Genomic DNA, 22,395 nt, shown 5'->3' with positions numbered 1-22,395 from the left:
CGCGGTTTCAGGCGGGGTTGCGCGTACACACATCAAGCACGGCGCCATCCGCGCCGCGCAGCACCACTTCGAGCGGTGCTTTGCCCAAGGCGTGCGTAGCGCAGGAACAGCAGGGGTCGTAGAGGCGGAACGCCATTTCCACTTTGTTGAGGATGCCGTCGTTGAACACTCCCCCATGGATCAGCCCCTTGGCGGCTTTCATGATCGACAACGAAATCGGCGCGTTGTTGTTCGTCGTCCCGACGATGAGGTTGGCGCGCTCGATCAACCCTTGCGCGTTGGTGACGTAGTGGTGCGTCAGCGTTCCCCGGGGTGCTTCGACCGAGCCGATGCCCACCCCGGCACGTGCCTCGGTGACGCAGCGAACGTGGGGGTCGCAGATTTCGGGGTGGAGCAGCAGTTCTTGCATCCGCTCCGCCGCGTAGAGAATCTCGATCAACCGCGCCCAGTGCGTAGCCAGCCGGTGGTGTATCGGCAAATTCCTGCCCCCTGCCGCCTTGCCCTTCGCCTGAAAAGTGTCGTAGAAGCGCTCGAATTCGGCCTGCGCAAGTGGGGTAGCCATCCGGTCGGCCACGTTGAGCCGGGATAGCGGCGTCGCGTGGTAAATGCCGCTGTCCTGCCCATCGACAAAGCCCTTCCACCCAAAGCGTTTGAGGTAGGTGAACTTGAGGTAGCTCCAGGGTTCGACGCGCTCGGCGATATGGTCGAGGTAGTCCTTGGGGTCATAGAGAACGACTTCCTGCCCCACGGTATCGACGACGCGAATCTTGCCGTCGTAAAAGTCCGGCGCGTTGCCGGGGCCGACCATCCCCATGCTGTGCGTGCGATGCACATACAGGTCGGACATCACCAGCTCCGCGTAGGCCGGATTTTTGAGGACGATGTCCTCAAACACCTTCAACGAAAACTGCGCGAAAGCAATGTTGTCGCGGGCATAGCCCAGGAATTCCTGCCGTGCGGCCTCGTCCAAATGCACGGCCCAGCCGCCGGGCACCGCTCCGCAAAGGTGAACGCCGCGCCCGCCGAGCCTTTTGATCAGCTCGTGGTTGCGCTTGCGGGTGTCGATGACCTGTTTGCCTACATCCAGTCCCACCTTTTTGATGACGCCGAGGATGTTGCGCTCCGCAGCCGGGGCGTCGGGGCCAACGACGAAGTCCGGCCCGCCGAGGCAGTAGAAGTGCGTGGTGTGGTCGGTGACGAAAAACGCCATGTAGATCAGCTCACGAATGCGCCGCGCCGCCGGCAGACATTCCACGCCAAAGGCTGCGTCGATGGCCTTGGCGGCGGCCATGTGGTGCGCTTCCGGGCAGACACCGCAGATGCGGTTGGTAATGTTCGGCATTTCCTCCGCGTGGCGCCCCACGCAGAAGGACTCGAACCCGCGCAATTCGGGAATCTGGAAATACGCTGCGGAAACTTCCTTGGCATCGTCGAGAAAGATTTCGATCTTGCCGTGGCCTTCGAGGCGGGTGATCGGGTCGATGGTGATGCGTTGCGTCATGATGTCCCCTTATTGCCCCTTGTCAGCGTGGGCGTGCGCGCTACGGTCAGCCACGACACATTCGGACATGGTGTAGCGGTAGAACGTTCCGAGTGGGTCGGCCACCCCGGCCAGCGCTGCATCCAACCGCTGGTGTAGCGCTTCTTCGTCCTTGAGGTGCCCCTTGCCGGGGTCGACGACGGCAGCCAGCGCAGTCAGGGCAGCCGCTCCGGGGTCGGCGTGGCGGTCGATGGGGCCGTAACAGCCAGTGCAGGGCATGTTCCGCGTGGGGCACAGGGCCTCGCAACCGCCACGGGTCGAACGGCCCATGCATGCAAAACCCTGTTCCACCAGGCACCATCCGTCTTCAGGGATGGCCTCGTAGGTGCGCACCAGGCGGGGGGCCAGCACCCCGCGTTTTTCGCGGGGGCATTCGTCGCACACGGACTTGGCATGGCAGCCGAGCATCGCGCCAACGTGTGGCAGCGGCTTTCCACTGATCACGTGCTGAATGACCGCAGCGATTTGCTCCGGCTCCGGCGGGCAGCCGGGCATGGTGTAGTCCACTTTGACCATGTCATGCAGGGCCAGCACGCGCGGCAGCATTCCCGGCAGCGTCAACTCCCCTTCGGCGACCTGGCTCGAAGTCTGCGGGTAGATGCGCTGCGGGTTGTCCACGCTCGGAACGCTGCAATACACCGTATCAAGCAGATGGGCCAACCCATGGTGGTTGGCCAGCGCCGGAATGCCCCCGTTTGCAGCACACGCGCCGAACGCCACCAGCACCTGCGATTTGGCACGCAGCAGCTCGGCCATTTCGACGTTCTCTTCGGTGCGCAAGGCACCGTTGAAGAAAGTCAGAAAAATGGCCCCGTCATCAAGCGCCTCAATGTCCTTCTTTTTGGTATCAAGCAGGCAGGGGCAGAACATGAAATCGAAGTGCGCATCGACTTCGAGGATCAGCTCGTGGACATTGGCCAGCGCGATCTCGCACCCGCCGCAGGAAGCCGCCCAGTACATGGCGAGCTTGGGTTTGGTGGACGGCATGGACTCCTCCTCGCAAAAAAGATATGGGTGAGCTACGAATGGCCAAGCGCGCCGCGCAAAAGCTCCCCCACCAGTGCAGGCAGGTCTTCGGACAGACGCTCATCCTTGGTCAGAACGGCGGAAATACCGGGGGGAAGTACAGACAACGCGGCGGGGTCTTTTCCCGTCAGCAAGACGAAGGGTTGCTGGTACCCCTGCTCGCGCAACTCGGCATACAGCCCAGGGCCATCAAGGAAGGGCATCTCGAAATCGGAGACGACCACGCCAATCGAGGGGTACTGCGCGACGACGTCGAGAGCGTCGATGCCCCCTTCCGCAGTGACTGCTGCAAAACCCGCAGCATCAAGCACCATCGCGGTCATCTGGGCCGTGAAATCGTCGTCATCGACCACCAAAACTGCCGGGGAATCAGCCATACCGGATGGGTCAGAGGGGTGGGAAACAGGGCAGGATGTGCTGCTGAATACGGGGCGCGTGGCAATGTAGCACAGCGGTTGGCAGCACCCATCAGCCACGGGGACAGCGGATATCCCGTCGATTCGGCTACCATGTATTGAACCCAGGTAGTCCCCCAGGTAGTCCATGAGGCACCTTCGGTGCTATGTGCGTGCAGGCGGCACATTGGCGGCCATTTTTGCCCTTCTTCGTTGTTCATAGCGCAAGCTATGTACGCCTCAGTCAGGCCAAAACTGCCTCGCCACTGCATCCACCTGCCCTGCAAACCCTAATGGACTATCTGGGTTTATTGGATACACCTCTAGCGGTTTTGGCCCTAGGTAGCAGGGCGCAGGGAACCATTCCGCTGCGCCCTTGTTTGTTGGGGGGTGATCCAGAACCAGCCTGCAGGCCGAGGTCACGGCTTAGAACCGATTCCAGTAGGGGCTGCGCCATCGCATTGCACACGGCGGCGGTGCTCGAAATCCTCATGTACTGTCCGTACATTCCGGTTCCTGCGCTCCGGCGCCACGCACACTGCTTCGGCTCGCCTGCCTACTGAAATAGAGGTTCTTACCGCACTGAAGAGCGGGGTTTCCAACCAGTACGAGTTTTCGATGAGCACGCTACCCAAACTCCCCTACGGCCTGAGTAATTTCCGGCAAGTCGCTCTGGAAGACTATTTCTACGTAGACCGCACCGGCTACATCGCCCTACTTGAAGCGCATGGCCGCTATCACGTCCTGATGCGCCCGCGCCGCTTTGGCAAAAGCCTGTTTTTGTCGATGCTGGAGCATTACTACGACCAGCTTCGCAAGCCGGAATTCGATGCGCTATTTGGCAAGCTGCATGTGGGCAGGCACCCTACTCCGCTGGCCAATACCTACCAGGTGCTGGTGCTCGATTTCAGTGGGATCGATACCTCGCGGGGACAGGACATTCTGTTGCAGGGTTTTGCGCACAAGGTCGAATACGGAGTGCTGCGTTGCCTCCAACGCTATGGATACCCGCAGGCTGTGATGACAGCCGTCCGCCAACATCCTCTGCCGCAGGGCAAACTGTCCGAGCTGTTCGCGTGCGTTGCCGACTCCGGCCACAAGCTCCTACTGCTGATCGACGAATACGACCACTTTGCCAATAGCCTGCTTGCCGAAGACTTGGATTCTTTTCGCTCTGCCGTTGGCAAAGGTGGGTTTGTACGCAGTTTTTATGAAACGATCAAATCCGCAACGCAGGCGGGAACCATTGACCGGTTTTTTATTACCGGTGTCACCGCCATCATGCTCGATAGCCTGACGAGTGGATTCAATATCACCAAGAACCTGACTTTCGAGGAAGATTTTCACGATATTCTGGGCTTTACCCGCGAGGAAACGTTGTCGCTGATTCGCCCCTTGGCGGAGTGCTGCAAGCTGGATGCCGAAGCGATGATGGAAGACGTAACCCATTGGTACAACGGATATCGCTTTCATCGCAGGTGCCACACCATCTACAACTCCGACATGGTGTTGTACTTTGCGGATAACTTTGATTGCAAAGCCTGTGCCTACCCAGACCGGATGCTGGACGAGAACATTGCCTCCGACTACGGCAAGCTGATGGCGCTGTTTGCTATTGGCGACCGCGAAGACAACTACCGCGTGCTCGAAGCGCTGGTGACGGAAGGCGAAGTCATCGCCCAGCAACAGCGCCGGTTTGATCTCGACAAAACTTTTGGGCGCGATGACTTCATTAGCTTGCTGGCGTATGTGGGCTTTGCTTCTCTTGCCGGGGGAGATGGGAACGATATGCGCTATGCAATCCCGAACCATGTGATTCGCGAGTTGTACTTTCAGTATTTCCTTGTGGAATTGGAGCGGCGCAATAACGTCGATCTGCCGATCTGGGAAGTGCGGGACGCTTTGCGAGCCTTGTACCGCGCCAACAACCTCGAACCCCTGCGTGCCCAGTTGGAGCGCGTGCTTCGCCACCTCTCGAACCGCGACAGCATTCGCATGGATGAAAAACACCTCAAAGTCATCCTGATCACGCTGTTGTTTCAGACTTCCGTCTGGTTTTTGCAGAGCGAACCTGAAGTCAACCGCCGCTACCCCGATGTGCTATTGCGCGAACGCAGCCCTTTTGAGCTTGCCGGGCAGCATTTGATCGAATTGAAATACGCCAAGAAACAAGATGGCGAATCGGGGTGGGAGGCCAAGCGGCAAGAAGGTCTGGAACAAATCGCCGCGTACCATGCATTGCCGGAGATTGCGGCAATGGCCAAGCTGCATTGCTGGCTGATGTTGACGGACGGGGAAAGGGTCGAGGTGATGGCAGTCCCCATGAGCCAAGAATCATGACCACGCTACCCAAACTCCCCTACGGCCTGAGCAATTTCCACAAATTGATTACTGAAGGCCATTTTTACGTAGATCGCACGAACTACATTGCCCAGCTCGAAGCGCATGGCAGCTACCACGTCTTGATGCGCCCGCGCCGCTTTGGCAAAAGCCTGTTTTTGTCGATGCTGGAGCACTACTACGACCAGCTTCGCAAGCCGGAATTCGATGCGCTATTTGGCAAGCTGCACATTGGCAGGCACCCCACTCCGCTGGCCAATGCCTACCAAGTTCTGGTGCTCGATTTCAGCGGGATCGAAACCGGCAATGGCATCGATACCTTGCGGCGGGGGTTCACGTCCAAAGTAACTTTGCCCGCGATCAACTTCCTGGAACGCTATGGTTATCCGGAATCTGCCCAGGACGTATTGCGTCGGCTGCCTTCTCCACAAGAACAGATCACGCTGCTGTGCCAGTACATCTCGCGTTCTGGCCACAAGCTCTTACTGCTGATCGACGAATACGACCACTTTGCCAATAGCCTGCTTGCCGAAGACCTTGATGCCTTTCGCTCTGCCGTCGGCAAAGGCGGATTCGTTCGCAGTTTTTATGAAACGATCAAATCCGCAACGCAGGCGGGAACCATTGACCGGTTTTTTATTACCGGTGTCACCGCCATCATGCTCGATAGTCTGACCAGCGGGTTCAACATCGCGGAGAACCTGACTTTTGAGGAAGACTTTCACGACATCCTGGGCTTTACTCGTGAGGAAACGTTGGCGTTGATTCGGCCCTTGGTAGAGGGTTGCAAACTACATGCCGATGCGGTGATGGAAGACGTAACCCATTGGTACAACGGGTATCGCTTTCACCGCAGGTGCCACACCATCTACAACTCCGATATGGTGCTCTACTTTGCGAAGAAGTTCGACCGCAAAGCCTGTGCCTACCCGGATCGGATGCTTGACGAAAACATTGCCTCCGACTACGGCAAGCTGCTGGCGCTGTTTGCTATTGGCAACCCCGAAGACAACTACCGCGTGCTCGAAGCATTAGTCACCGAAGGCGAAGTCATAGCCCAGCAACAGCGGCGTTTTGACTTGGATAAAGCCTTTGGCCGCGATGACTTCATCAGCTTGCTCGCATACGTCGGTTTTGCTTCGCTGGTCTCCGCCCAGTCGGATCGGATGCGGTATGCAATCCCGAATCATGTGATTCGCGAGCTGTACTTTCAGTATTTCCTTGTGGAATTGGAGCGGCGCAATCAATTGGTATTGCCGATGCACGAATTGGCCGATGCGCTCTATGCCTTGTCCGGCTCCAACAATATCGAACCCCTGCGTGCCCAGTTGGAGCGCGTATTGCGCCATCTATCGAACCGTGACAGCATTCGCATGGATGAAAAGCACCTCAAAGTCATCCTGATCACGCTACTGTTTCAGACTTCCGTCTGGTTTTTGCAGAGCGAACCCGAGGTGAACCGGCGCTACCCCGATGTGTTGTTACGCGAACGCAGCCCATTTGAACTGGCCGGGCAGCATTTGATCGAACTCAAGTACGCCAAGAAACAAGATGGCGAAGCGGGGTGGGAGGCCAAGCGGCAAGAAGGGCTGGAACAAATCGCCACGTACCGTGCCTTGCCGGAGATTGCGGCAATGGCCAAGCTGCATTGCTGGCTGATGTTGACGGACGGGGAGCGCGTGGAGGTGGTGGAGCCTCACGCACACGCATCACTTACCCCAGCAAATTCCGCACCGTCTCGATCAGATTGGACTGATCAAAACTCCCTTTGACGATATAGGCATTCGCGCCGACCTGGATGCCCCGGCGCTTGTCTTCCTCTTTCTCGCGGGAGGTAACGATGATGACCGGAATCCGGCGGTATTGTTCGTCGGCGCGTAGGCGTTCGGTAAAGGAGAAGCCATCGAGCCGGGGCATTTCGACGTCGGTGATGACCAAGTCGAACAGGGTACTGCGGGTTTTGTCCCAGCCATCTTCGCCGTCTTCGGCCAGGGTGACGTCGTAGCCGTAGGCTTCGAGGATGCTTTTTTCGATTTCTCGGGTGTTGATCGAGTCGTCGACGACGAGCACGCGCTGCGGCGTTGCTACCTCGGGAGCTTGGGCGCGGGGGGCGGGTTGCCGGATTTCGCGCGCAAGCCGAAAGAGTTCCGGCACGTGCAACACATTGATGAGCTGATCCTGTTCCCCGACCGTGACGCCAGCGACAAGGCGGTGCTTGCGCAAATGCGGGGGCAGAGGTTTGACGACCATGTCTTCGCAGCCAATGATGTCGTCGACGATCAACCCGAGTTTTTCTTCGCCATTGCGCACCATGGCAATCAGCACCTCGCCACTGCCCGGCGCCTGCGGTGCATCCTGCTCCAGCCCGATGAGTGCGTCGACGTTTTCGACCGGGATGATCTGCTCGCGCAACCGAATCGCACGGCGGTGGACGATGTCGATGATTTCGCTGCGGTCGGTGGAGTACATCTCGACCAGCGAAATTTTGGGCAGTGCGCAAACGCGCCCGGCGGCGCTGAAAAAGAACAGCGAAAACACCGCCAAATGCAGCGGCAGGCGCAACAGGAACGTCGTTCCCTGCCCTGGGGCGCTCTCCACGGTGATCGTCCCCCGCAGCTCTTCGGCAATGTTTTTGCGCACCACGTCCATCCCCACCCCACGCCCAGAGATGTCCGTGATGATCGGACTGGTGCTGAATCCAGGCAGAAAGATGAGGTCGATGATTGCTGCACGGGGCATCGTTGCCAGTTCTTCGGGCGCAAACAAGCGTTTGGAGGCAGCCTTGTCGCGAATCCGCTCGATATCGATCCCCCGTCCGTCGTCGGCCATGGCGATGACGACGCAACCACTGTCATAGCAGGCGGAGAGCGTGATGCGGCCTTTGGGGGTCTTGTTGGCTGCCTGCCGTTCTTCGACGCTTTCCACGCCGTGGTCGAGCGCGTTGCGGATCAGATGCACGAGCGAATCGCCGATGCGGTCGATGATCTTGCGGTCCAACTCGGTTTCCCCGCCATCGACGAGGAATTCCACATCCTTACCGCATTCGTGTGCCAAGTCGCGCACGGTGCGCCGCAGGGGGTCGAACACGGTCGATAAAGGCTGCATTCGCAAGCGCAGCGAGGTGTCTTGCAAGCCGGTGACGAGGTGGTCACGCACCAGGCTTGCGTCGCTCAGGCCGCGCACCATCTGGTGTAGGCGGGCGTGCAGCCCTTGCATCGTGGTGGCCAGCTCGGCGTTGCCCGGGTTCGGACTTTTGTCGACACCGCCGCCCGAAGACTCCAGCGCTTTTGATATATCCACGATATGGCGCGCAAGCTGGCGCTCCAGGTCGCACAGCTTGCGCAACTGCCTACGGTGGCGCCCGTGCTCGGAGACGATCTCACCCATGAGCCGAACCAGGTCGTCGAGCTTGGCGGCGTGGACCCGCAGGTACTCTGCCGTCGGTGCTTTCGGAACATGCGCAGTGGGGGCTGGCGGCGCGGCGCTGGCAGCGGATGCAGGCGGGGGTACGGCAGCAGCGGCAGGCGCGGGTGCCGCAACGGTTGGCGCTACAGGGGCTTCGGGCGCTGCCGTGGCGGGTGGAGCGGCAGGCGCGCCCTGCGTCGCGGGGTCTATTGCCGAGGCTGTGGCGGCGTCGGCCAGCGCCTGGCAGACTTCCGCTGGCGCTGGGGTGGCGATATCCCCACCCTTGACTTTGGCCAGCATGGCCGTGAGTGCGTCCACCGCACGGAACAACACGTCGGTGAGCGCGGAAGTCAGCGCGATCTTGCCGCTGCGTGCGGCGTCGAGCACGTCTTCCATCTTGTGCGCCAGTTCGCTGACTCCGGTGATCTTGATCATCCGGGACGAGCCTTTGATCGTGTGCGCGGAGCGGAACAGGCCGTGCAGCACTTCCGGGTCTTGCGGCGTCTTGTCGAGGTTGAGCAACCCCTCGCTGATCCGGGCGCAGTGGGTACCGGCCTCCTCGACGAAGCGTGCGATGAATTTCGAATGGTCAAAAGCCATGGCGGGATTTCAGAGGAGAAGGGACAGTTTGTGGCGGCAAATCGTGGCGAAATGCGCTGTGGAGAACGCAGGAACGACCAGCGCTTGCGCAGGGCTTGGCGAGCCGGTTTCCAGGACACGCAATACGGTGGTGTAGGCGCTGCGGGCACGCTGGCGATCCCCCTGGGTGTGGTGGATCTCTGCCGCGAAAAACTGCGCCGGCCAGCACCCGGAATCCAGATACAGCGCCTGGCGAAAACGATCCAGGGCAGCTTCTGCGTCTTGGTGGCGCAAGGCCAGCCCCAGCATCAGGTAGATCCGGGCATCGACGAGCTGTGCGTCCAGCGCGTGCAGGCAGGCTGCGCAGGCTTCGTCGAAGCGGGCGGCATCGACGAGCAAGCCCGCACGCAGCACTTGGGCCGGGGCGTGGGAGGGGTTCTCTCCCAGCAGGCTACCCAGCACATCAAGCGCGGCATCCGTGCGCCGTTGCGCGGCCAGTTCCTCGGCGCGTGCATACAAGTCTATGCACGGATCTTTGCCAAGGTCTCTGCAAGAGTCTTTGCCTGCATCGACGACCACGGCAGGAGCCGCTGGGACAGATAGGGGGGTATCGACCACAGGAATCGGCAGCGGGGGATGCGCCACGCGATGCGCCATGGTTGTAGGGCGTCGTGAGGTCGGCCAAGCGTGGCTGCCTTTGCCATAGACAAACAGCGAACCATGCTGAATGAGCGAGAGCACGCCTGCGTCGTGGTGCATCGTCTCCGCAGCGCCGACGACCAGATACCCCCCATCACAAAGTGCATCGGCAAGCTGCCGAAAAATTTGCTGTTGCAACGGAGTGGGGAAGTAAATCGACACGTTGCGATAGAGGATCACGTCGGGGGATGCAATCGACTCCGGGTACAGCGCATCGAGCAGGTTGACGACCTCGAACCGCACCTGCTTGCGCAAGGATTCATCGATGCGGTACTGCCGTTCGCCACTGGGGCGGAAATAGCGATGCAAAAAGGCTTCGTGCGATCCCCGAAAAGATACCTCCCCATACACGCCGTGCTGTGCCGTCGCGATGGCGCCCGAATCGACATCGACGCCGACGACATCGAAAAGCACGGTGCTGTCGATGCCAAAGCGCTCGCGCAGAAGCATCGCCACCGAGTAGGGTTCTTCCCCGGTCGAGCACCCCGCGCTCAGGATGCGCAGCCTGGTCTTGTGGCGCCGGGACACCATGTGCGCAAGCAAATCGATCACCAGCTCCAGGTGCGCATGCTCGCGGAAAAAGTACGTTTCGTTGACGGTCAACAGTTCGCAAAGCCTGCGCAACTCGGCGGGGTCGCGCTGCAAGCGTGCGTAGTAGCCTTCGTGGTGGGGCAGGCCCAACGCATCAATGCGTCGGCAAATGGCGCTGCCCAGGGCATGTTCGCGCTCGTTGTCGAAGGTATGGCCGATGGACTGCAACAGCAGTTCCTTGAACGACCGCAGATCGATTGCGCGATCCCGGCAATCGGACGATGCACGGCTCATTGCCGACTGCCGACAACCAGGCGCAATAGTTCGGCTGGGAGATTCGCCAGCACGACGACGTTGTCGATGCATCCCTTCTGGATTGCCACGGCATTCATGCCAAAAACCACCGAGCTTTTGCCGTCCTGCGCGAGGGTGATGCCATGGTGGGCGCGGATGCTCTGCATGCCTGCGACACCGTCGTCACCCATCCCGCTCATGATCAACCCCAGGCTGCGTTCGCGAAACGAGGCCGCCACGGAAGACAACAACGCATCGCAAGAAGGGTTGTAGGGCTTGCGCTGATCCCGATCTCCCAGGATGATCGTGCTCTGGCGGGTCACGATCATCGAATGCTCGGCGGGGTTGACGTACACGTTGCCCGGCATCAGCACCTCACCGTGGCGAGCGACACGCACATGCAAAGGAGTGACGGCATCGAGCCACTCGACCATCCCTTCGGTAAAGCCGTCGGCAATGTGCTGTGCGATGACGATGGGAACGGGGAACGTGCCCGGCAATTGCGCCAGGATGTTGTGGATGGCATGAGGCCCGCCCGTCGATGCAGCGATGGCCACAATGCCGGGGCGACCACCAGCCTGCGGCGTGGCTACGGGCGTGGCCACAGCAGGCTTGGGCTGGGGTTTCATCGCACGCAAGTGCGCATGGACATCGACGATGGCCAGCCGCCGAATTTTGCGGATCAGGTTCTGCGTATTGACGATCGAGATGTCGGGCTTTTCGATGACGTCGAGCGCCCCCTTCGATACCGCAGTGAATGCCATGCGCACCCCGGTCAGCGCCGTGACAACCAGAATCGGAACGGGGTGCTTGGCCATGATCTGCTCAATGGCCTCCAACCCGCCCATGACGGGCATTTCGATGTCCATCGTCACCAGGTCGGGTTGCAGTTCGCCCACCTTGGCGATGGCCTCCTTGCCATCTCCGGCTTCACCAATGACTTGGATATCGGGTTCGGACTCTAGGATGTCGCGCAGGATGTCGCGAATCAGCGGACTGTCGTCGACCAGAAGGACGCGCAGAGGGTTCTTGGACTTGGTCATAACTGGCAGAACGGATCGGAGGAAGGGGCGAGAACATGCATGGGGCAACGCGCCGGAATCAGGCCGCAGGCGCGGTAGGCACCGTCTCCACCGACGCTGTAGACGCCCCGGAAGGCTTGCCTACCTTGAAGCGGAGCTTGGATACCAGGTCACGCAATTGCTGCGAGAGGGCCAGCATTTCCTCGGTGGCGCCGGTCGTTTCTTGCAAGGAGTCGCTGGACTGCCGCACCCCCTGTTCGATGTGCTTGAGCGCCAAAAAGACCTGGCTGCTGGCGATTTGCTGCTGCTGGGTGGACAGGGAAATCTGCCGGGCAGCGCTAGCGGTTTCGTCGACGCCATCAAGGCTCTCGATCAGCAGGGCCACCGTGCGGGAGGCGTACTCCTGCCCTTCCTGGATCAATTGAAAGCTCTTCTCCGAAGACATCACGAGCCGATTGACCGAGTCCAGAATTTCTGTGATCTTGCCTTCGATCTCCGCAGTCGATTCGACGACGCTATCGGCCAGCCTGCGGATTTCGACGGCGACGACGCCGAAGCGCTTGCCTGCTTCCCCGGCGCTGGCTGCTTCCAGGGCGGCGTTGAAGGCAATCAGCTTGGTCTGATTGGCGATGTTGTTGATGATCTCCTTGACCTTGTTGATCTCCTTGGACTTTTGCCCCAGCTCGACGATTTCGGTCAGGTTGGCCTGGATCGTCTGGCTGATGTCGTTGATCTTGAAGGTCAGGTTTTCCACCTCGGCAGCGCCGACTTTCGTGTCTTCGAGCGTTTTGTCAGCGCGCTCGACGACGCTGTGGCTGTGCTGGGCGATATGCGCTGCGGTGGAAGAAAACTCCTCCATCGTCGAAGAGATTTCGACGACGGAACTCGACAACTGCGCAGATACGCCGGATTGTTGATCCATGCTTTTGGCGATGGCATCCGCGTGGGTATGGATCTTGTCGGACATGCCGTCAACGAGGTGTACCGTGGGGGCTAGCACCCCCCGCACGACGAGCAAGGTGACAAACGAAGACACCGCAGCGGCGACGAGCGCCCAAGTCGTCGTGTCACAAATCCGGTCGGTCACGGCCAGGTAGGCAGTCAGGACCAGTACGGCAACGATGGCGGCGGTAAACAGGGACAAAGCGGACAGTTTCACGGCGTGCTCTCTTTCCAGGGGAGGGGTCACAAAAGGGATGGGGAGGATGGCGAGGATGGGGAAGATGGTTCGGCGGAGGATGGGGCTGGCGAAGTAGGCGCGGCAGGCGGCGTCGCTGCCCAGCGCAGGGGGTCGAGCAGGAACACCATACGGGGGCCACGGAGCCAGACGGCCCAGATTCCCGTACGCAATGCCAGGGGTTCGACGGTAGCCGGCAAGGGGCGAAGCTGGGCCATATCGACTTCCCCAATGTCTTCGAGGTCATCGACTGCAATAGGACGAATCCCATCGCGGGTGCGGGTAGACAGCACGAAGGACGTTGTGGATAACGCAGGGCGCCCTGCGGCCCCATCCTGCACGCCCAACATGCCCAGCAACCGGCATGGCGCAACACCAGCTTCCGGCACGGCTATGGCAGTGACGTGCTCGACATCGAAGCCGAACGCAACGCCGTTCACCGTACACAGCAGCAGATGAAGGGTGGCGGGAGGGGACATACAGCGCTATCGATCACGGTAGGACAAAGCAGATGGAGACAAGGCAGACCAAACAAAGGCACATTCACACCACGATCAATGCAGCCAATTTGCCCACATCGAGCACCGGGATGCTTGCCCCGGCGTAAGACAAGGTACCGCTGACCAATTCCCGCGTGGCGCCCTGCAAGGTCCCCAGCGGCGGGCCGATCGTTCCGACGGGAACATCGACCACATCGTCGATGGCGTCGATGAGCACCCCCGTGCGGAAATCTCCCCGTTCGGCCATGAGCACCATGGCGTCATCGGGAGCGCCTTGGCGTTCCTCGACGAAGTGCCCGAGGTCCACGACGGATTCGACGTCGCCTCGAACGTTGATCAGCCCAGGCAGGTACGCAGGCAGCCCCGGAACCCAAGAGATGGGGCTGGGAGGAAGCACTTCCCGAATGTCTGCCCCGCCAAAGGCATACCGGCCCGTTCCACACGACACGATCACGACCTTGACGCGCTCCTCTTCGACATCGACGATGCTGCGGCGCCGTTGCCGTTGCTTGACTTCATCGAGCACGCGCTGGCTTTTGAGGGGCGCGCCGAGGGGGTCGTCGAGGTTTTTGTCGAGGGGGGCGGATTCCAGGGACATAGGCTGCTCCATGTGCGGGAGGGTCACGCGGTGAGGGGGGGGGAATGTTGGATATGCAGCGGCAAGGCGAAAGCGAAAGTGCTGCCTTGGCCCATGCAGCTCTCGACCCAGATCCTGCCCCCGTGGTATTCAACGATTTGCCTGCAAATGGGCAACCCCAGGCCACTGCCTTTGGGGCGATCGGTCAAGGTATCGCCCACTTGCTTGAACTTTTCAAAGACATTGCGGAAATCTTTTTCGGCGATGCCCACGCCGGTATCGCTGACAGACACCAGCAGGAAATCACCCAAATCTGCCCCCAAATCCGGATGGGGTTCGGCAGGGTTGGCAGGATCGGCGAGGTCGGCAGGGAGGAGGTCCGCAGCAGTGCCCTGGCGGACGTGGACGGTGACTGCCCCTTTGTCCGTGAACTTGATTGCGTTCGAAAGCAGGTTGATGAGAACCTGGACGATGCGGTCGCGGTCACACTCGACGGTAGGCAATCCGGCGGTGAAATCCCGAACGATGGGGATACCTTTGTTCTCAAAAATCGCTGCCGTCGCTGCGATAGCGTGTTCGAGCACGTCAACAATGCATACCTGCTGGAACTTCCACTCGATCTTGCCTGCCTCCATCTTGGACAGGTCGAGCACGTCGTTGATCAGCACGGTCAGCCTTTCCCCTTCGGCAATGATGATTTCCATATTGCCCACGATCTGCTGCACGGCTCGCGTCGTTTTGGCATCATCCTGGGAAAGCTGAGGGAAGATGACCTCAGTGAGCTTTTTGCGAATGACTTTTGTAAAACCGAGCACCGAGGTCAATGGGGTGCGCAATTCGTGCGAAACGGTCGAGAGGAAGTCGTTCTTCATCCGCTCGACTTCCTTTTCCGTCGTCACATCGCGAATGATGACCAGGCTTCCCAACAAGGCATCGGGGTTGCCGCAAGCGCTGTATCGTTTGCGAATCGGCGCAGCCACCGCAGAACCGGTATTGCCGTTCGGCAGCTCCAGTTGCACTGCGGCGGGGTGATCTGCTGCGGAGGCCGCCATCTCGGCCAGTGGCGCCAGGTTCCCCTGCAACACTTCCAAACAGTGATGGCCGATCAGGCTGGTCGCGTTGATGCCACACATCTTCCCCAAAGCGGGATTGACGAGCGTGATGTGAGCGTGGGTATCCGTGACGAGCAGACCGTCGGGCATGTTTTGGATGATGGCTGTCAACGAGGAAAGTGTGTTTTCCTGCTCAGTCGTTTTCTTGGCCAAATCAGCCAAGAGTTGCATGTTCTGTAGCTTGAGCTGGTGCTTGGCCAGCGCACGCTTGACCGTGATGACGATCGTTTCCTCGACGCCTTCATCCTTGAGGACGTAGTCGATGGCGCCGCTACTCAAAGCATCGACGGCGACGGAAATGCTGCTGACCCCCGTCACCATGATGATCGGCACTTCCATTCCGTGCTTGCGAATCTCCTTGATCAACTGGATGCCGTCCATGATGGGCATGTTGACATCGGACACGACCAAATCGATCGTGGAGTCGCACATGCATCGTTCCAGAGCGGCTTGGCCGTTGTCGGCCAACGTGGTGTCGTACCCGGCGGATTCGAGGATGGACGACAACATCCCTTGCACGAAGGGATCGTCCTCGACGATCAGAATCTTGGTGCGTAGTCCGTTCATGGCCCTTCGATCCCCAGGACGCTGCGTGCCTTGGCCAGCACTTCGTCGGGATTGAAAGGTTTGGTCATGTACTGGTCGGCCCCCACCTCGATTCCCCTTTGCCGGTCGAATTCCTGGCCCTTGGCCGTCAACAGGATGATGTAGACCTCCTGGAGCCCCATCGCGTGCTTGACTTGGTCACACACGTCAAAGCCGTTGATCTTCGGCATCATCACGTCGAGGAAGACGAGCTGCGGCGTTTCCGCAGCGATGATTTCCAGGGCGGATTCGCCGTTGTTCGCGGTGATGATTTCCACCCCTCCGTCCTCCAGCGTTTCGAGCACTTGTTCCAGCAGCAGACGGATATAGGGTTCGTCGTCGACGATCAGGATTTTGGACATGCGTTCCACTAAAACGGTTGGGTTGCTATGGTGAGACGTATGCAAAACCACCCCGACATCGTGATACCCACTTGCCGTACTACTGGGTACTGTCTGCGTGGGATGCCTAGCCGGAACAATTTTGCGTACGTCCTAGATGGGTTAGAACAGAGGTTGGATTACGGTAGGAGGCACCACGCCACCGGATGAAGCGGAATCGGATGCGGCGGCGCGGCTGGGTGTAAGAATTTTGCGTCGGGCATTCGCGGTGAAAAAGGCATCCATGACGTCGGAAGCAAAAAAAGCGTCCACCACCGCTGGGTCGAACTGCGCCCCCGAATACTTGCGCAGTTCCTCAAAGGCAGCGTCGAGGCTCAGCCCATCGCGGTAAGGGCGATTGCTGGTCATCGCGTCGAAGGCGTCCGCAACCGCGATGATCCGGGCGGTGATGTCGATGTCTGTTCCTCGCAGCCCACGCGGGTACCCCGTGCCGTTGTATCTTTCATGATGCTGCACGACCCCCGCCATCGCAGGCTGGAGGTGGGGAAGGTTGGCGACGATCTCTTCCCCGTAGATGGGATGCCGTTTGATCTGCTCGAATTCTTCTGCGGTCAGCGGGGCATTTTTGAGCAGCACGCTATCGCGCACGCCGATCTTGCCCACGTCATGCAGCGCGGCGCCCATTTGCAGGCGGCGCATGTCCCCTGCAGAAAGCCCCAAGGTTTTGCCAATGGCCAGGCTGTATTCGACGACGCGCTTGGTGTGGTTGCCGGTGTAGGGGTCGCGCTTTTCGATCGTTTCGGCCAGGGTATACACCGTGGAATCGAAGGCGTGGTGGAGCTGTTCGTACAGGCTGGCGTTTTCGATGGCGCCGCCTGCAAGGGTAGCCAACGTCGTGAAGAGTTTGAGGTCTTCCGAGGTGTAAGCGATCGGCGTGGCGTGGCCGATCAAGACGACACCGGCAATGCGATCCTTGGCCTTGAGGGGGGCGCACATCAGGGAGGCAACGGCCTCCACCCCCTCAATCCACCGTAGGTTGGAATGGATGTCGTTAACGATCTGGGCACGCCCAGTACGCCAGACTTCCCGCAGGATGCCCACGACGGTGCCGGTGGACATATCGACCATTGCCGGGCCAAACTGGCCAATGCACCGCAACAAATGCGCGGGGGTAGGTGCAAGGCTGGGTGCAAGGCTGGGTATGGGGTTAGGTATGGGTTCCGGCGCGCACAACAACACGGCCATGCTGCTCAAAGGGATGACCCGCCGCGCTTCCTCGATGACGATCCGGGCGACTTCCCGGGTGTCGAGGCAGGCTGTAACACGATCAACCACGTCGTACAGCAGGGTGACTTCCTTGTAGCGGCTCAGGGTTTCCTCGACAAGGTCGCGTTTGTCGGATTCTGGTTCCAACAGCTTTTCCAGGAACGCCGCGATGGTGGCTACACGGGGAACGCCGACGACCCACGCAACGGCTTCGTCCCGAACCCGTACCGGGAATCGTTGCACAGCCTGCACTACGCACGGGGCAGCCTGCGCTTGCGGCCCTGTGGCCAAAAGCAAGGCACCCTGGGCGTCTTCGACACGAATGCCGACACCCAACTCTTCAGCCAGCCGGGCGATAAGCGGAATGACCGCCTGTTTCCTCATCCACCTGCCAAGGTTGACCCGAGCCACGACGCCATTTCCAGAGGAAGACACAACGCGAGATGCAGGCCCAACCACCTTGGCAGTATGGCCACCGGCACCCTGGTACCGGCTTGCACGAACCGCCTGCGAGCTTGCGCGCCACCCCCGCCAGCGGTACACAACACGGCGCACTGCCGATATGGGAATTCCAAACCAGAAATCCTGATATGGAAAGCCCAATATTTGGCCTTGTCCGGGCAATGCTTCCAAGCATTTCCGAACCATTCCGGGCCAACTTCTAACCGGCGCCGTGTAGAGAAAAATCATTATGCCATCGCACATTGTTGGGTACTTTTGGGCACTTTGGCGTACTCTGAACCCAGGTTTTCGGAACGCCGGGCACAAAAAAACCCCGCAAGAACCATCAGCTCTTGCGGGGTTGGGGGCAGGCTGCGCCCTATGGAATTACATATCCATACCGCCCATGCCACCCATGCCCCCGGCGCCACCAGCACCAGCGCCAGCAGCAGATTCATCCTTGGGGGCTTCGGCAACCATGCACTCGGTCGTCAGCATGAGAGACGCCACGGATGCAGCGTTTTGCAGCGCGGTGCGCGTGACCTTGGTGGGGTCGAGGATCCCCATTTCGATCATGTCGCCATAGGTATCGCTGGCAGCGTTGAAACCATAGTCGCCCTTGCCGGCCAACACCGCGTTGACGACGACAGAAGCCTCGCCACCGGCGTTGTGGACGATCTCGCGCAGGGGCGCTTCGATGGCTTTGAGCACGAGCTTGATGCCGGCGTCCTGGTCGGCATTGCAGCCTTTGATTTGCCCAGCGGCTTGCATGGCGCGCAGCAGGGCAACGCCACCACCGGCGACGATGCCTTCTTCCACCGCAGCGCGGGTGGCGTGCAGGGCGTCTTCGACGCGGGCTTTCTTTTCCTTCATCTCGGTTTCGGTGGCAGCGCCGACCTTGATCACCGCCACGCCACCAGCGAGCTTGGCCACGCGCTCTTGCAGCTTCTCGCGGTCGTAGTCGCTCGTTGCTTCCTCGATTTGGACGCGAACCTGCTTGACACGCGCTTCGATGTCGGCTTGGGTTCCTGCGCCGTCGATGATGATGGTGTTTTCCTTGCCCACTTCGATGCGCTTGGCGGAGCCGAGGTCAGCCAAGGTCACTTTTTCGAGCGTGAGGCCCACTTCTTCCGCGATGACCTTGCCGCCGGTGAGGATGGCGATGTCTTCGAGCATGGCCTTGCGGCGATCACCAAAGCCGGGGGCCTTGACGGCGCAGACCTTCAGGATGCCACGGATCGTGTTGACCACGAGGGTGGCCAGCGCTTCGCCTTCGACATCTTCGGCAATGATGAGCAACGGACGCCCAGCCTTGGCGACTTGTTCCAGCGTGGGCAGCAGGTCGCGGATGTTGCTGATCTTCTTGTCGAAAAGCAGAACAAAGGGGTTTTCGAGGATGGCCGATTGCTTTTCGGCGTTGTTGATGAAGTAGGGCGAGAGGTAGCCACGATCGAACTGCATCCCTTCGACCACGTCCAACTCGCTTTCCAGCGACTTGCCGTCTTCGACAGTGATGACGCCTTCCTTGCCAACCTTATCCATCGCATCGGCAATGATCTTGCCGATGTCTTCGTCAGCATTGGCGGAGATAGCGCCGACTTGCGCGATTTCCTTCGAGGTGGTGATGGCTTTCGATGCCTTCTTCAGCTCAACCACCAAGGCTGCGACAGCCTTGTCGATCCCGCGCTTCAGATCCATCGGGTTCATCCCGGCGGCCACGTACTTCATGCCTTCGCGGACGATGGCTTGCGCAAGCACGGTCGCCGTCGTCGTGCCGTCACCAGCGACGTCGGAGGTCTTGGAAGCCACTTCCTTGACCATCTGCGCGCCCATGTTCTGGAGCTTGTCTTTAAGCTCAACTTCCTTGGCGACGGATACGCCGTCTTTGGTCACCGTGGGGGCGCCAAAGGACCGTTCGAGCACGACGTTGCGCCCTTTGGGGCCAAGCGTCACTTTGACCGCATTGGCCAGAATGTTGACGCCTTCGACCATGCGTGCGCGGGCTTCCCCGCCAAAAATTACTTCTTTTGCTGCCATGATGTTTCCTGAAATGGAGAGAAAAAAACGCCGTGCTGTACCAAACCGAAGCCGCTACGGCGAAAACAATACCAAGAGTGCTTACTTCTCGACGACTGCGAACAGATCGTCTTCTTTCATGACGAGAAGCTCGTCACCGTCGACCTTGACGGTCTGGCCGCTGTATTTGCCGAAGAGCACGCGGTCACCGACCTTCACGCTCATCGCGCCAAGCTCGCCTTTGTCGTTCTTCTTGCCCGGGCCTACGGCAAGGACTTCGCCTTGATCGGGCTTTTCAGCGGCGCTGTCGGGAATGACGATGCCCGAGGCCGTTTTGGTTTCGTTTTCGACACGTTTGACGATCACGCGGTCGTGCAAGGGACGAAGTTTCATGGAATCTCCTATGGTTGAAAGGGGTACTTACGATCACGCGGCAAGACCCAGGTGGGACATTTGGTGCCGTCGTGGACACGAAGAGAGCGACGCTGTACGAAATACGACGCGCCGTGTTAGCACTCATCTATCGCGAGTGCCAAAGTTGAGGGCCTGCGCACGCCTTTCAAGGGGGAGGGAGCAATTTTTTGCAGCCCGCCATCGCGACTTTCCCATTCCACACGCCGCAATACCCAATCGCATACCCAACCGCAATACCCAACCGATATCCCAATACGCCTCTTTTTCCAGAGTTCGAGCCACGGCAGGGGTAGTACAGTGCCACGTGCTGATTTCCGGGGGGAGATGCCAACCCCACATGATCCCAAAGCCCAGAAATAGCAGGGAAAAATGGATGTGATGCAACGATGGATCGAATCAAGAGGGGGGAATGGGACGCCGATAAGACCTTCATCCTTTCTCCAATTTCCAAAGGTGCTTTATGTACAAGACAACCGACACAGACAGGGCGGCCCATCCCGGTAGCCCCAGTGGGGGCAGCCCCACCAGAGACGACGACGATGTCGTGGGCCTGCTGTACGACGGGTTCCTGGATCGGCTCGACCAAGCACGGGTGGCCATCGAACGCGGGGATACCGCCGCGAAGATTCGACACATCGACATGTGCATCCAAATCCTTAGCGAGGGCCTGCAAACCAATGTCGATGCAACCGTGGGTGGCGATCTGGCCAAGAACCTGGACATCGTCTATGCCCATTGCATTTTCCGGCTGATCCAGGCGAATCTCAAAAATGACCCCGCCATCCTGCAAGAGGTACACGATCTCATTGAGCCGCTGGTAACGGCGTGGAAAGCCGTCCGCCCAGACAAACTGGCCCGCTCCGCCGTAGTGGGAATGGACGAAGACGAGATTGCCAAGCAGGCATTCCGGGAGTTTTGTGGTGCCCACGTCTCCGGCGCGGGTGTGTATGCCAAACTTGTTTCACAGGGGTATGACATGTCACAGCAATTGATCGACTATTACCGGGCCATTGAAGACAGCAGTCGGCAAATGCTCGAAGCCGCCAGAGCGCGGGATTGGGAGACCGTCACACGCCACGAGGGGGTGTGTGCGATCCTGATCGAACAACTGCGCGAACGTGCGCAGAACGAGACGCTGCTGCCTGACCAGCGCGCGGAAAAGACGCGGATCATGCAGCGCATCCTTTCCAACGACGCGCAGATTCGTTATCTGGCCGAACCGTGGATCAATGAGGCCGAGCCAGCCGAATCGCCGCCACCACGGTATCTGCATTGACCGCAGGTGCTGCCCGACAAGGGCCAAGGGGGGCTGTTCTAGACTTCCCCCCTTTTTTTTCGACCCCTGCAAGGCCCCGCATGAGCGCATACCTGAATGAAACCGTGTTGAGCGTCCACCACTGGACGGATCGTCTTTTCAGCTTCACCACGACCCGGGACGTCGCGCTGCGTTTTTCCAACGGCCACTTCACGATGATCGGGCTGCGCATGGATGGGAGCAAACCCCTGCTGCGCGCCTACAGCATCGTCAGCGCGAACTATGAGGATCACCTCGAATTCCTCAGCATCAAGGTGCCCGACGGTCCCTTGACCTCGCGCTTGCAGCATATTCAGGTGGGTGATCACATCGTCGTGGGCAAGAAACCCACGGGAACCTTGCTGATCGACTACCTATTGCCCGGCAAGAACCTGTACCTATTCGGCACGGGAACGGGGCTGGCGCCTTTCCTCAGCATCGTCCGCGACCCCGCAACCTACGAGAAATTCGAGACAGTCGTGCTCGTCCACGGGGTGCGGCAGGTGGCGGAACTGGCGTACCACGACTACCTGACGCTGGAGCTGCCCGACCATGAATTCCTCGGAGAGATGGTTTCCCAGCAGATGCGCTACTACCCCACGGTGACGCGGGAATCCTTCCGCAACCAGGGGCGCATCACCACGCTCATCGACAACGGCAAGCTCGCCAGTGATCTGCACCTGCCGCCCATCGACCCCGCCACCGACCGCGCCATGATCTGCGGCAGCCCGGACTTTCTGCAAGACCTCAAAAAGCTATTGGAAAAGCGCGGGTTCCTGGAAGGCAACACCACCCGCCCCGGCGACTTCGTCATCGAACGCGCTTTTGTGGAGCAATGACC

General features: G+C 59.7%; 18 protein-coding genes and 1 pseudogene. 5 read left to right on the top strand and 14 right to left on the bottom strand.

What is annotated here, in order from left to right; all coding sequences use genetic code 11:
- Positions 1-7: 7 nt before the first annotated feature.
- Genes CENROD_RS09685 through CENROD_RS09675 form a run of 3 tightly spaced genes read right to left on the bottom strand, consistent with a single transcriptional unit; the run spans position 8 to position 2,943 of the window.
- On the bottom strand, positions 8-1,501 hold the full coding sequence (locus tag CENROD_RS09685; RefSeq protein ID WP_022775381.1) for a Ni/Fe hydrogenase subunit alpha: 1,494 nt from the start codon (positions 1,499-1,501) through the stop codon (positions 8-10).
- 9 nt (positions 1,502-1,510) lie between these two features.
- Positions 1,511-2,527: an NADH-quinone oxidoreductase subunit B family protein gene (locus CENROD_RS09680; protein WP_022775378.1), complete on the bottom strand. Its 1,017-nt coding sequence runs from the start codon at positions 2,525-2,527 to the stop codon at positions 1,511-1,513.
- Between the two features lie 32 nt (positions 2,528-2,559).
- On the bottom strand, positions 2,560-2,943 hold the full coding sequence (locus CENROD_RS09675; protein WP_041193502.1) for a response regulator: 384 nt from the start codon (positions 2,941-2,943) through the stop codon (positions 2,560-2,562).
- 636 nt (positions 2,944-3,579) lie between these two features.
- Between CENROD_RS09675 and CENROD_RS09670 the strand changes: the two genes are divergently transcribed.
- Both CENROD_RS09670 and CENROD_RS09665 read left to right on the top strand, forming a co-directional pair.
- Positions 3,580-5,301 carry an AAA family ATPase gene (locus CENROD_RS09670; RefSeq protein ID WP_022775372.1) on the top strand — a complete coding sequence of 574 codons (1,722 nt, stop codon included), beginning with the start codon at positions 3,580-3,582 and terminating at the stop codon, positions 5,299-5,301.
- A complete protein-coding gene (locus tag CENROD_RS09665) occupies positions 5,298-7,073 on the top strand; it encodes an AAA family ATPase (protein ID WP_022775370.1) in 1,776 nt (591 codons plus the stop codon). Before CENROD_RS09670 ends, CENROD_RS09665 begins: the two co-directional genes overlap by 4 nt.
- Here the strand turns inward: CENROD_RS09665 and CENROD_RS09660 are convergent.
- The 11 genes from CENROD_RS09660 to CENROD_RS09610 form a co-directional block, all read right to left on the bottom strand.
- Positions 7,015-9,306, bottom strand: coding sequence for a hybrid sensor histidine kinase/response regulator (locus CENROD_RS09660; RefSeq protein WP_022775368.1), 2,292 nt, complete (start codon positions 9,304-9,306; stop codon positions 7,015-7,017). The genes CENROD_RS09665 and CENROD_RS09660 overlap by 59 nt on opposite strands.
- A gap of 9 nt (positions 9,307-9,315) precedes the next feature.
- Entirely contained in the window at positions 9,316-10,809 is a 1,494-nt protein-coding gene (locus CENROD_RS12640; protein WP_022775366.1) for a CheR family methyltransferase, read from the bottom strand.
- Positions 10,806-11,852, bottom strand: a complete 1,047-nt coding sequence (gene cheB / locus CENROD_RS09650; protein WP_022775363.1) for a chemotaxis-specific protein-glutamate methyltransferase CheB — start codon at positions 11,850-11,852, stop codon at positions 10,806-10,808. Before cheB ends, CENROD_RS12640 begins: the two co-directional genes overlap by 4 nt.
- Positions 11,853-11,910: 58 nt before the next feature.
- On the bottom strand, positions 11,911-12,990 hold the full coding sequence (locus CENROD_RS09645) for a methyl-accepting chemotaxis protein (RefSeq protein WP_022775361.1): 1,080 nt from the start codon (positions 12,988-12,990) through the stop codon (positions 11,911-11,913).
- 26 nt (positions 12,991-13,016) lie between these two features.
- Positions 13,017-13,487 (bottom strand): hypothetical protein, encoded by a 471-nt coding sequence (locus CENROD_RS13955; protein ID WP_022775358.1) that lies wholly within the window; start codon positions 13,485-13,487, stop codon positions 13,017-13,019.
- A gap of 64 nt (positions 13,488-13,551) precedes the next feature.
- Entirely contained in the window at positions 13,552-14,106 is a 555-nt protein-coding gene (locus CENROD_RS09635) for a chemotaxis protein CheW (RefSeq protein ID WP_022775355.1), read from the bottom strand.
- A gap of 23 nt (positions 14,107-14,129) precedes the next feature.
- The gene (locus tag CENROD_RS09630; RefSeq protein ID WP_022775351.1) at positions 14,130-15,764 is read right to left on the bottom strand and encodes a hybrid sensor histidine kinase/response regulator; all 1,635 of its coding nucleotides are present in this window, start codon (positions 15,762-15,764) and stop codon (positions 14,130-14,132) included.
- Positions 15,761-16,144: a response regulator transcription factor gene (locus CENROD_RS09625; protein WP_022775347.1), complete on the bottom strand. Its 384-nt coding sequence runs from the start codon at positions 16,142-16,144 to the stop codon at positions 15,761-15,763. Before CENROD_RS09625 ends, CENROD_RS09630 begins: the two co-directional genes overlap by 4 nt.
- Before the next feature lie 141 nt (positions 16,145-16,285).
- Positions 16,286-17,800, bottom strand: a complete 1,515-nt coding sequence (locus CENROD_RS12635; RefSeq protein WP_187292295.1) for an HD domain-containing phosphohydrolase — start codon at positions 17,798-17,800, stop codon at positions 16,286-16,288.
- A 417-nt stretch (positions 17,801-18,217) separates the two neighbouring features.
- On the bottom strand, positions 18,218-19,867 hold the full coding sequence (groL, locus tag CENROD_RS09615; protein WP_022775337.1) for a chaperonin GroEL: 1,650 nt from the start codon (positions 19,865-19,867) through the stop codon (positions 18,218-18,220).
- A gap of 81 nt (positions 19,868-19,948) precedes the next feature.
- Positions 19,949-20,239: a co-chaperone GroES gene (locus tag CENROD_RS09610; protein WP_022775333.1), complete on the bottom strand. Its 291-nt coding sequence runs from the start codon at positions 20,237-20,239 to the stop codon at positions 19,949-19,951.
- 481 nt (positions 20,240-20,720) lie between these two features.
- Here CENROD_RS09610 and fliS point away from each other — a divergent pair.
- The 3 genes and pseudogenes from fliS to CENROD_RS09600 form a co-directional block, all read left to right on the top strand.
- Positions 20,721-21,086: pseudogene (gene fliS / locus CENROD_RS14390) on the top strand (flagellar export chaperone FliS); the annotation flags it as partial.
- Positions 21,087-21,236: 150 nt separating this feature from the next.
- Positions 21,237-21,536 carry a flagellar protein FliT gene (locus tag CENROD_RS14385; protein WP_051360450.1) on the top strand — a complete coding sequence of 100 codons (300 nt, stop codon included), beginning with the start codon at positions 21,237-21,239 and terminating at the stop codon, positions 21,534-21,536.
- 80 nt (positions 21,537-21,616) lie between these two features.
- Positions 21,617-22,393: a ferredoxin--NADP reductase gene (locus CENROD_RS09600; RefSeq protein ID WP_022775323.1), complete on the top strand. Its 777-nt coding sequence runs from the start codon at positions 21,617-21,619 to the stop codon at positions 22,391-22,393.
- The last annotated feature ends 2 nt before the right edge of the window (positions 22,394-22,395 follow it).

It is taken from the genome of Candidatus Symbiobacter mobilis CR, from assembly GCF_000477435.1.
In the GTDB taxonomy this organism is placed as follows: Bacteria; Pseudomonadota; Gammaproteobacteria; order Burkholderiales; family Burkholderiaceae_C; genus Rhodoferax; species Rhodoferax mobilis.
Note: the sequence above shows the minus strand (reverse complement) of the source record. Positions and strands in the feature narration are given on the sequence as shown.